Genomic DNA, 10,000 nt, shown 5'->3' with positions numbered 1-10,000 from the left:
ACACAATCAAACATATCAATTCCTAACGCAATATTCTCTAAAATATTGATTGGCGTTCCCACACCCATTAAATATCTTGGTTTGTCTTCTGGAAGAATAGCGGTAACAACTTCTGTCATTGCATACATTTCTTCAGCTGGTTCTCCTACTGAAAGTCCGCCAATAGCGTTTCCTTGTGCACCAGCATTTGCAATATATTCCGCCGATTGTTCTCTTAAATCTTTATACGTACTTCCTTGAACAATTGGAAAAAACGTTTGTTCGTAACCGTATTTAAATGGTAATTTTTCTAAATGATTGATACATCTATCTAACCAACGATGTGTCATGTGCATCGAACGCTTTGCATAACGATAATCGCATGGATAAGGCGTACATTCGTCGAAAGCCATGATGATATCAGCACCAATAGTACGTTGAATTTCCATTACATTTTCCGGTGAAAAGAAATGGTACGAACCATCAATATGCGATTTGAACTTAACACCTTCTTCTTTAATTTTTCTGTTTGAAGAAAGCGAATACACTTGATATCCACCCGAATCGGTTAAGATATTTCTATCCCAATTCATGAATTTATGTAATCCTCCAGCCGCTTCTAAAATTTTGGTTTGAGGTCTTAAATATAAGTGATAGGTATTTCCTAAAATAATATCTGGATTAATATCGTCTCTTAGCTCACGTTGGTGCACTCCTTTAACAGAAGCCACGGTTCCTACGGGCATAAAAATTGGGGTTTCAATAACACCGTGATCGGTTGTTATTTTTCCAGCTCTGGCTTTACTTTTTGGGTCTTTGGTAATTAAATCAAACTTCATATTGTGCTTTTACGAACGGCAAAGATAATTTATTTTAGAATTTAGAAATTGGAATTTAGAATTATTTATGATTAACACTGATTATTAATAACTTCTAACAAAATGATTTGTACCACCAAAAAAATAAAATTACTTTTGCATCCAATTAACATATATATATCTTTTTATAATGTCTAACACGCAACAACTACAAGATTTTACAACACAAGTTCGAAGAGATATTCTTCGTATGGTTCATGCCGTAAATTCAGGTCACCCAGGAGGTTCTTTGGGATGTGCTGAGTTTTTGGTTACTCTTTACCAAGACGTTATGAAACGTAACGAAGGTTTTGATATGAACGGAATTGGTGAGGATTTATTCTTCTTATCAAACGGACATATTTCTCCAGTTTTTTATAGTGTTTTAGCTAGAAGCGGATACTTTCCAGTGGCTGAATTGGCAACATTTAGAAAATTAAATTCTAGATTACAAGGGCATCCAACAACTCATGAAGGTTTACCTGGAATCAGAATGGCTTCGGGTTCATTAGGACAAGGAATGTCGGTTGCAATTGGAGCAGCGCAAGCTAAAAAATTGAATAACGACAACCATTTGGTTTTTGCACTTTTAGGTGATGGTGAATTACAAGAAGGACAAAACTGGGAAGCGATTATGTATGCTTCAGCTAAAAAAGTAGACAATTTAATTGCGACTATCGACTTAAACGGAAAACAAATTGACGGAACTACAGACGAAGTTTTAGCAATGGGAAGCGTAAAAGCTAAGTTTGAAGCATTCGATTGGATTGTATTAGAAATCAAAGAAGGAAACAACATTGACGCTATCAAAGCTGGTTTAACTGATGCAAAATCAAAATCAGGTAACGGAAAACCGGTTTGTATTTTATTACATACTGAAATGGGTAACGGAGTAGATTTTATGATGCACACACACGCTTGGCACGGAAAAGCGCCAAATGATGATCAATTAGCAAAAGCGTTAGAACAAAATGTTGAAACTTTAGGAGATTACTAGAATTATGAAAAAATATATAAATCAAGGCAGTAAAGATACCCGTTCAGGATTTGGTGCTGGAATGACTGAATTAGGTCAAAAAAATGAAAATGTAGTAGCACTTTGTGCGGATTTAATTGGGTCATTAAAATTTGATGATTTCAAGAAAAACCACCCAGAGCGTTTCTTCCAAATTGGAATTGCAGAAGCGAATATGATTGGAATTGCAGCTGGATTAACGATTGGTGGAAAAATTCCTTTCACAGGAACTTTCGCTAACTTTTCTACAGGAAGAGTTTACGATCAAATTCGTCAATCAGTAGCGTATTCAGATAAGAATGTGAAAATTTGTGCTTCTCACGCGGGATTAACGCTTGGAGAAGACGGAGCAACTCACCAAATCTTAGAAGATATCGGTTTGATGAAAATGTTACCAGGAATGACGGTAATCAATACTTGCGATTACAATCAAACTAAGGCAGCAACTATTGCTTTAGCAGATCATCACGGACCTGCTTATTTGCGTTTTGGTCGTCCAGTGGTACCTAACTTTATGCCAGCTGACGAACCTTTTGTAATTGGAAAAGCTATTATGTTAAACGAAGGAACCGATGTTACGATTATTGCAACTGGACATTTAGTTTGGGAAGCGTTAGTAGCTGCAGAAGCGTTAGAAGCAAAAGGAATTTCGGCTGAAGTAATCAACATTCATACGATTAAACCATTAGACGAAGAAGCAATTTTAAAATCGGTTAAGAAAACAGGTTGTGTTGTTACTGCGGAAGAGCATAACATTATTGGTGGTTTAGGAGAAAGCGTTTCAAGAACATTAGTTCAAAACCATTTAGTACCACAAGAATTTGTGGCGGTAAACGATAGCTTCGGAGAAAGTGGAACACCCGACCAATTAATGGAAAAATATAAATTAAACAATCAAGCGATTGTAGAAGCGGCAGAAAGAGTTATCAAAAGAAAGTAATATTCTTTTTAAATTCATAAAAAATCCCCAAGCAGTTGGGGATTTTTTTGTTTATTAAATTTGTAAATATTTTATTATATTTGAAAAAACTACTTTGCAACACATATACACACAAAATTGAATGGCTATTTCTGATTTCTGTCAAGCATATAAACGAAATGAGAAAAAATAACCAAGCAATAAAAATAAATTGACCCTAAGATGAAAAAAAATTTTTTTTGTTTATTTTTAATTTCTCAAATATCTTTTTCACAATGTTGGATTAAAGTTGAAATTGGTGATAATCACACTTTAGCTATTAAATCTGATGGAACTCTATGGGCATGGGGATGGAATAACCAAAAACAGCTTGGGGATGGAACAGTTACAGATAAACATACCCCAACACAAATAGGTACTGACAATAATTGGACTGATATTGCCGCTGGACAAAATATCTCATTTGGCATTAAATCTGATGGAACTTTATGGAGATGGGGTACTTTTCTAGATGATTCTTACTCAATTCCAACACAAATTGGTGTTGAAAATAATTGGATTAAAGTTGTTTCTGGAAGTTTTCATGGAATTTTTCTAAAATATGACGGAACACTTTGGGGAATTGGCAGAAACTATGAGGGGCAATTAGGAGATGGTACAAATACATATCAAACTAATCCTGTTCAAATAGGAACACAAAATGATTGGTTGCATATATCTGCTGGACATTCTCATACAACTGCTATAAAAACAAATGGAACATTATGGGCTTGGGGTAATAATTATCAAGGAGGTATAGGTGATGGAACTGTAATTAATAAAAATCATCCCATTCAGGTTGGAGTCGATAATGATTGGTCAAAAGTTTCGAGTAAAAATTGGTTTAATGTAGCATTAAAAAATAATGGCTCAATTTGGGGTTGGGGTCAAAATGGAAATTTTGAAATAGGAGTTGGTACTCAAACTAACGTATTACACCCTACTCAAATAGGGGGCGATTATGATTGGACTAATATTGAATGTGGTAGTTATTTTGCACATGCAATTAAATCGAATGGCACTTTATGGGGTTGGGGTGATAATGGTTCTAATCAACTCGGTGATGTAACTGGATTACCCCCTTACTCTATCCCTACTCAAATTGGCATAAATAATGATTGGGTTGAAATAATTTCAGGAAATAGTAATACTAAAGGAATAAAAACTGACGGCACATTATTAGGGTGGGGGTTGAATCTACATGGAAATATAGGGAATGGAAATGAACAAAATATAACTACTCCAACAATCATTCAATGTGCTACAACATCTGTTACCCTTTCTTGCTGGTCCAAAATATCAACTGGGAATTTTTTCACATTAGCAATAAAAAATGATGGTACCTTGTGGGGTTGGGGCGATAATATTCATTTTCAATTAAGTGGAAGCGATAATAGTAATAAATTAGAACCAACACAGATAGGTAATGATAATGACTGGGTTGAAATATCTGCTGGCTCAACACATGCAATAGGATTAAAAACGAATGGAACTTTATGGGCATGGGGCATATTAATTTACCCCTTTTCACAATTACCAACACAGATTGGAATTGATAATGACTGGATGAAAATATCTTCTGGCTTTGCTCATCATTTAGCATTAAAAACAAATAAAACATTATGGGCTTGGGGAGATAATTCATTTGGACAAATTGGAAATGGTACAAATACATTTGTTGTATTACCTACACAAATTGGAAATTCAACAAATTGGGAAGAAATAAGTACAAAGAATTCTCATAATTTAGCAATTAAATCAGATGGGACACTTTGGGCTTGGGGTCTAAATAGTCATGGACAATTAGGAGATAATAGCATTATTAATAAAAATATTCCTATTCAGATTGGAACTGATACCAATTGGAATAAAATTTCTACTGGTTATTATCATTCATTAGCTTTGAAAACAAATGGATCAATTTGGTCTTTTGGATCTAATACTTATGGACAATTAGGAAATAACTCTTATGATAATAAAATAATACCAACGCAATTTGGCATTGGCAGTCAATGGTCTAAAATTTCTGCAGGCGCTCTTCATTCTTTAGCTGTTAAGAACAATAACACATTATTTTCTTTTGGTAATAACGATTATGGACAATTGGGTAATAACAATACATCAGATTGCCCATTCCCAATTCAAATTGGGGGTTCTGCAACTTGGAGTAATATATCTGCAGGTTATTATCATTCATTTACAATTAAATCTGATAATTCTATTCTAGGATCAGGAAACAATGACCATGGACAAATTGGTGATAATAGTGTAATAGGAAAACAAATATTTACTCTAATTGAATGTTCAACTCTAAATATTAATGAATTTGAAAATGATCATAGTCATTTAATTTTGTATCCGAATCCGACCTCTGGACTAATAAATATAGAAAAAATTGATACTTCTGAAATCATAAATATTGAAGTATATGATATGAATACTAGACTGGTATATACAAATCCATTAAAAGAAGATATAAGTTTTATTGATTTAAATACACTGAATAAAGGTGTGTATTTTATAAAAATAATTACAAATAATTATATAGAGATAAAAAAAATAATAAAAAAAGACTAAATAGTAACACCCAAGAGGAGTTTTGCTAAATTTAAGATAAGGGCTTGATTGAAGGTTGGTTTGTATCTGTAAACCTAATCTAAATCGATAGTTTTTGGAGAGTTAATCCCTAAAGCTCTCCAAACTACAAAAAGTTAAAACCCAATTTAAAAAGCTGTTTATGGCTACTCGCCATTTTTAAAGTATAAAGAAAAAAATCCCGAGCATTCACTCGGGATTTTCTTATTCTATTTCTTTCACACCTTTAATAAAAAGCCACTTCATGTAGATTTTTTCACCATTATGCGTTTTAATCGCTTGAAATTTTGGTGCTAATAATAGCGCTACCATAAATGCCGTCATAGGAATCCAAAGGCCATTTAAATGGGTAAATTCTCCTACTAAATATAATGTTGGTAAATAAATCACCACAAATCCTAAGAAGTTATATAAGAATGATTTTACTTTTTTGCTCATTTTTTATAATGTTTAATTGATAAATTGTTGAACTGTTAAATTGTCAAAATGACTTTTTACTTTTCACTTTTACTCTTCAGTATTCATGTATTTCCCTTTCTTGCTGCCTTCATACATTTCGTATTTCACCAAACGCGCTTCTAACTTACCATTGAAAAGTTTAATTTTTCTACTTGGTTTTAACCCTACGAATTTTAATGCTTCTAAATTCGCAGTAATAAACCAAGCGTTGGTATTGGGATAATTTTGTTTTAAGGTATCACCAATTTCTCTGTAAAAACGCTCCATATCAATATCCAAACGCTCTCCATAAGGTGGATTGAATACCATGTGCAACGGACCTTCAGTTTCCTTTTTAGAATCGAAGAAATTTTCATTTGTAATCGTAATATATTCGTCTAAATTGGCGTTTCTAACATTGTCTTTTGCTTTTGCAACGGCACTTGGCGCTTTGTCATATCCTTTAATCGTGTAATGAAACTCGCGTGTTTTCTTTAATAACGATTCTAAAATGTTGTCAAACAATTCGGCATCCCAATCTTTCCATTTTTCAAAAGCAAACTCTTTTCGGTTGATATTCGCTGGAATATTACAAGCAATCATCGCTGCTTCTGCTAAGATAGTTCCCGAACCACACATTGGATCTAAGAAATGACTTTTTCCTTCCCAACCTGCTAAAATCAACATTCCTGCAGCTAACACTTCGTTGATAGGTGCAATGTTAGTAGCGCTTCTATATCCTCTATGATGCAAAGAAGCTCCCGAAGAATCTAAGGAAACCGTTACATTATCTCTATCGATATGCACGTGAATTTGTAAATCTGGGAAATCTTTATCGATGCTTGGACGCTTTCCGTTCAAATCTCTAAATTGATCTACAATAGCATCTTTGGTTTTCAAAGCCACAAACTGACTGTGGTTGAAGTTTTCAGAATGCAACGTAGTTTCTACTAAAAACGTATTGTGTTCTGTTAAGTAATCCGACCAATCAATCGCTCTGATACCTTCATACAACGCTTTATCGTTGTGTGCTTTAAAAGTTTTAATGGGTTTTAAGATTTTTAAAGCTGTACGCAGCGCCAAATTAGCTTTGTACATAAATCCTTTATCGCCTTTAAAACTCACCACACGTGTACCGATTTCCACATGTTGCGCGCCAAGAATCTGCAATTCTTTAGCTAATATTTCTTCAAAACCAAAGAAGGTTTTGGCAGTCATTTTAAAATTTTCCATTCTACAAATTCAAGTTCAATTGCAAAAATCAATTGCAATCGTAATAATTAGGGTATTCTTGTGCAAAAATACATTAAATTTGCTACTTGAAAGAAACGAATTCAGAATTAATGTCAGATAGCAATAATAAACAAGCAACAACCAACAACCAACAACCTTCAAATTGGTTCGAATCTTGGTTTGATACCGAATATTATCACATTTTATACAAAGAACGCAACGATGAAGAAGCGCAATTGTTAATGGACAATTTGACGCATTACTTAAACCTTCCAGAAGATGCTAAAATCCTAGATTTGGCTTGTGGAAAAGGTCGTCATGCGATTTATTTGAATTCCTTAGGTTTTGATGTTACAGGTGCCGATTTATCTGAAAACAGCATTAAAGAAGCGTCTGAGTTTGCCAATGAAAAACTGCATTTCAAAGTGCACGATATGCGTGAAATGTGTAACGAAAAGTACGATGCTATTTTCAATTTATTCACAAGTTTTGGCTATTTTGAAGACGATGCCGACAATTACAAAACCATCAAAGCCATTCACAACAGTTTAACCGAAACAGGTTTTGCGGTTATTGATTTTATGAATGTGGATTATGTTTTAGAAAATTTAGTTGCCGATGAAATAAAATCGGTAGACGGAATTGATTTTCACATAAAACGTTACTTGAAAGACGGACACATTTACAAAGAAATTGATTTTGAAGATAAAGGCGAAAAGTTTCATTTCACCGAAAAAGTACAAGCCCTTCGCTTAGAAGATTTTGAGAAAATGATGGAAGAAGCCGGCATTTATCTTTTGGATATTTTTGGCGATTATAAATTGCGAAAATTCTTTAAAACACAATCGGAACGTTTAATTATGATTTTTAAATAATGCAATATATCATCACCTTTTCAGCCGTTATTTTAGGGTTTTTATTCGCATTAGTTTTAAAACCACAAAAGAAAAAAAACATCAAATTATTGTTGGCGTTCAGTGGTGCGTTTTTACTTTCGTTAACGGTTTTACACTTACTTCCCGAATTATTTAGCGAAGGACATAACCACGTTCACGAAGGAGAAGAAGCGCATGCCACGTTGCCAGTTGGTGTTTTTATTATGATTGGAATTTTGTTCCAAATCTTATTAGAATTTTTCTCAAAAGGAGCCGAACACGGTCACGTTCACGTGCATACTGACGAGCATAACGAATTGCATCATATTCCATGGTTGTTGTTTATTAGTTTGTGTATTCATGCGTTGTTAGAAGGTTTCCCAATTCACGAAAACAACAATTTAGCTTACGGAATTGCCATACACCACTTCCCTATTGCTATTATTTTGACTTTGTTTTTCGTAAATGCGAAGATGAATAAAATGATGATTTTTGCTTTTATGTTTTCTTTCGCATTAATGACACCACTAGGAACTTTATTAGCGGAACAAATGCATTTTGCCCAACATTACTCAAAAGAAATTTCGGCGGTTGTAGTGGGAATTTTATTTCACATTTCGTCTACTATTATTTTTGAAAGTAACGAAGGACATAAATTCAATTTGGCTAAAATTACCATGATTGTATTTGGTTTTGTGTTGGCTTATATAATTGAAATGGGACATTCACATTAATCGTAACTCAACATAAAACGTAAGTACTTTTTACTTAAATTTGAAGAACATTTAAAACATTTAATATGGGATTATTTTCTGCGCTACTTGGCAATGCAGGTGCTGTAAATCAAGAAACTTTAGTGAAAGATTACGGCAAGCTTTTAATTACAGGTGAAGAAATCGAATTGGGTTTCAAATTGATTCGTGATACTTTTATTTTTACCAACAAACGATTAATTCTAATTGAAAAACAAGGAATTACCGGTAGCAAAATCGAATATAAATCCATCACTTACAAAAGTATTTCACGTTTTAGTGTAGAAACGGCAGGAACGTTTGACTTAGAAGCCGAATTGAAAATTTGGGTATCAAGCGAAGCCAATCCGAGTATCGTGAAACAATTTAATAAATCAGTTAATGTGTATGATGTGCAAAATGTTTTAGCACATCACGTTTTAAAATAATCGCATGAACTTTACCAAAACCACTGAACAAGCTTCCAAATACGAACATTTAGAGAAAATGTCGGTTACGGATTTGTTGACGAATATCAATAACGAAGACAAAACTGTTCCGTTAGCTGTTGAAAAAGCGTTACCACAAATTGAAAAACTAGTGACAGAAATTATTTCGAAAATGAAACAAGGTGGTCGTTTGTTTTACATTGGAGCTGGAACTTCTGGTCGTTTAGGAATTGTAGATGCTTCGGAATGTCCGCCTACTTTTGGAGTTCCGTTTGATTTGGTAATCGGAATTATTGCTGGTGGCGATACGGCGATTAGAAAAGCAGTAGAATTTGCCGAAGACAACAGAAAACAAGCTTGGAAAGACTTACAACAATGGAACATCAACGAAAACGATGTTGTGGTTGGAATTGCCGCATCAGGAACTACGCCTTATGTGATTGGTGGATTGGAAATGTGCAATCAAAATAATATCAGCACCGGAAGTATCAGTTGCAATGCGGAAAGTCCGTTATCAAAAACCGCTAAATTTCCAATTGATGTAGTGGTTGGACCAGAATTCGTAACAGGAAGTTCTCGCATGAAAGCTGGAACGGCTCAGAAATTGGTTTTAAACATGATTTCAACAGCCACTATGATTCAGTTAGGAAAAGTAAAAGGGAACAAAATGGTTGACATGCAGTTGAGTAATACCAAATTAATTGATAGAGGCACGAGAATGATTATGGAGGAAATTCCGGTAAGTTATGAAGAAGCCAATCAATTATTACAAACACACGGAAGTGTTAGAAATGCAGTAGATTTTTATAATAACAACAAATAAAATATATCATGAAACAATTCTTTTTAATCGTAGCAATATTAGGTTTT

The 10,000-nt window shown here is 33.9% G+C and carries 10 protein-coding genes; 7 read left to right on the top strand and 3 right to left on the bottom strand.

Features of this window, described 5'->3' with window-relative positions; genetic code table 11:
* On the bottom strand, positions 1–818 hold an 818-nt coding region (tgt, locus tag LDL23_RS09485), incomplete at its 3' end, for a tRNA guanosine(34) transglycosylase Tgt (protein ID WP_291265474.1).
* 169 nt (positions 819–987) lie between these two features.
* Here tgt and LDL23_RS09480 point away from each other — a divergent pair.
* From LDL23_RS09480 to LDL23_RS09470, 3 genes are all read left to right on the top strand, one after another.
* Complete coding sequence (locus tag LDL23_RS09480; protein WP_291265473.1) at positions 988–1,833, top strand: transketolase; 846 nt, start codon at positions 988–990, stop codon at positions 1,831–1,833.
* A gap of 4 nt (positions 1,834–1,837) precedes the next feature.
* On the top strand, positions 1,838–2,791 hold the full coding sequence (locus tag LDL23_RS09475; protein ID WP_291265472.1) for a transketolase C-terminal domain-containing protein: 954 nt from the start codon (positions 1,838–1,840) through the stop codon (positions 2,789–2,791).
* Between the two features lie 201 nt (positions 2,792–2,992).
* The gene (locus LDL23_RS09470) at positions 2,993–5,386 is read left to right on the top strand and encodes a T9SS type A sorting domain-containing protein (protein WP_291265471.1); all 2,394 of its coding nucleotides are present in this window, start codon (positions 2,993–2,995) and stop codon (positions 5,384–5,386) included.
* Positions 5,387–5,608: 222 nt separating this feature from the next.
* Here the strand turns inward: LDL23_RS09470 and LDL23_RS09465 are convergent, their stop codons facing one another.
* Together LDL23_RS09465 and LDL23_RS09460 are read right to left on the bottom strand one after the other, a co-directional pair.
* A complete protein-coding gene (locus LDL23_RS09465) occupies positions 5,609–5,842 on the bottom strand; it encodes a hypothetical protein (RefSeq protein WP_291265470.1) in 234 nt (77 codons plus the stop codon).
* A 69-nt stretch (positions 5,843–5,911) separates the two neighbouring features.
* Positions 5,912–7,075 carry a THUMP domain-containing protein gene (locus tag LDL23_RS09460; protein WP_291265469.1) on the bottom strand — a complete coding sequence of 388 codons (1,164 nt, stop codon included), beginning with the start codon at positions 7,073–7,075 and terminating at the stop codon, positions 5,912–5,914.
* A gap of 110 nt (positions 7,076–7,185) precedes the next feature.
* Between LDL23_RS09460 and LDL23_RS09455 the strand changes: the two genes are divergently transcribed.
* The 4 genes from LDL23_RS09455 to murQ all read left to right on the top strand — a co-directional run bounded on the left by LDL23_RS09455 (position 7,186) and on the right by murQ (position 9,953).
* On the top strand, positions 7,186–7,950 hold the full coding sequence (locus LDL23_RS09455; protein ID WP_291265475.1) for a class I SAM-dependent methyltransferase: 765 nt from the start codon (positions 7,186–7,188) through the stop codon (positions 7,948–7,950).
* Positions 7,950–8,684 carry a ZIP family metal transporter gene (locus LDL23_RS09450; RefSeq protein WP_291265468.1) on the top strand — a complete coding sequence of 245 codons (735 nt, stop codon included), beginning with the start codon at positions 7,950–7,952 and terminating at the stop codon, positions 8,682–8,684. The genes LDL23_RS09455 and LDL23_RS09450 overlap by 1 nt, the downstream gene beginning before the upstream one ends.
* Positions 8,685–8,749: 65 nt before the next feature.
* A complete protein-coding gene (locus LDL23_RS09445) occupies positions 8,750–9,130 on the top strand; it encodes a PH domain-containing protein (RefSeq protein ID WP_153208188.1) in 381 nt (126 codons plus the stop codon).
* Between the two features lie 4 nt (positions 9,131–9,134).
* Positions 9,135–9,953: an N-acetylmuramic acid 6-phosphate etherase gene (murQ, locus tag LDL23_RS09440; protein ID WP_291265467.1), complete on the top strand. Its 819-nt coding sequence runs from the start codon at positions 9,135–9,137 to the stop codon at positions 9,951–9,953.
* Positions 9,954–10,000 lie beyond the last annotated feature (47 nt).

The organism is Flavobacterium sp. (assembly GCF_020217025.1).
GTDB lineage: Bacteria > Bacteroidota > Bacteroidia > Flavobacteriales > Flavobacteriaceae > Flavobacterium.
Note: the sequence above shows the minus strand (reverse complement) of the source record. Positions and strands in the feature narration are given on the sequence as shown.

Coding starts and splice junctions, on each gene's coding strand:
- LDL23_RS09480 (WP_291265473.1), top strand. CDS start 988: ATGTCTAACACGCAACAACTACAAGATTTTACAACACAAGTTCGAAGA.
- LDL23_RS09475 (WP_291265472.1), top strand. CDS start 1,838: ATGAAAAAATATATAAATCAAGGCAGTAAAGATACCCGTTCAGGATTT.
- LDL23_RS09470 (WP_291265471.1), top strand. CDS start 2,993: ATGAAAAAAAATTTTTTTTGTTTATTTTTAATTTCTCAAATATCTTTT.
- LDL23_RS09465 (WP_291265470.1), bottom strand. CDS start 5,842: ATGAGCAAAAAAGTAAAATCATTCTTATATAACTTCTTAGGATTTGTG.
- LDL23_RS09460 (WP_291265469.1), bottom strand. CDS start 7,075: ATGGAAAATTTTAAAATGACTGCCAAAACCTTCTTTGGTTTTGAAGAA.
- LDL23_RS09455 (WP_291265475.1), top strand. CDS start 7,186: ATGTCAGATAGCAATAATAAACAAGCAACAACCAACAACCAACAACCT.
- LDL23_RS09450 (WP_291265468.1), top strand. CDS start 7,950: ATGCAATATATCATCACCTTTTCAGCCGTTATTTTAGGGTTTTTATTC.
- LDL23_RS09445 (WP_153208188.1), top strand. CDS start 8,750: ATGGGATTATTTTCTGCGCTACTTGGCAATGCAGGTGCTGTAAATCAA.
- murQ (WP_291265467.1), top strand. CDS start 9,135: ATGAACTTTACCAAAACCACTGAACAAGCTTCCAAATACGAACATTTA.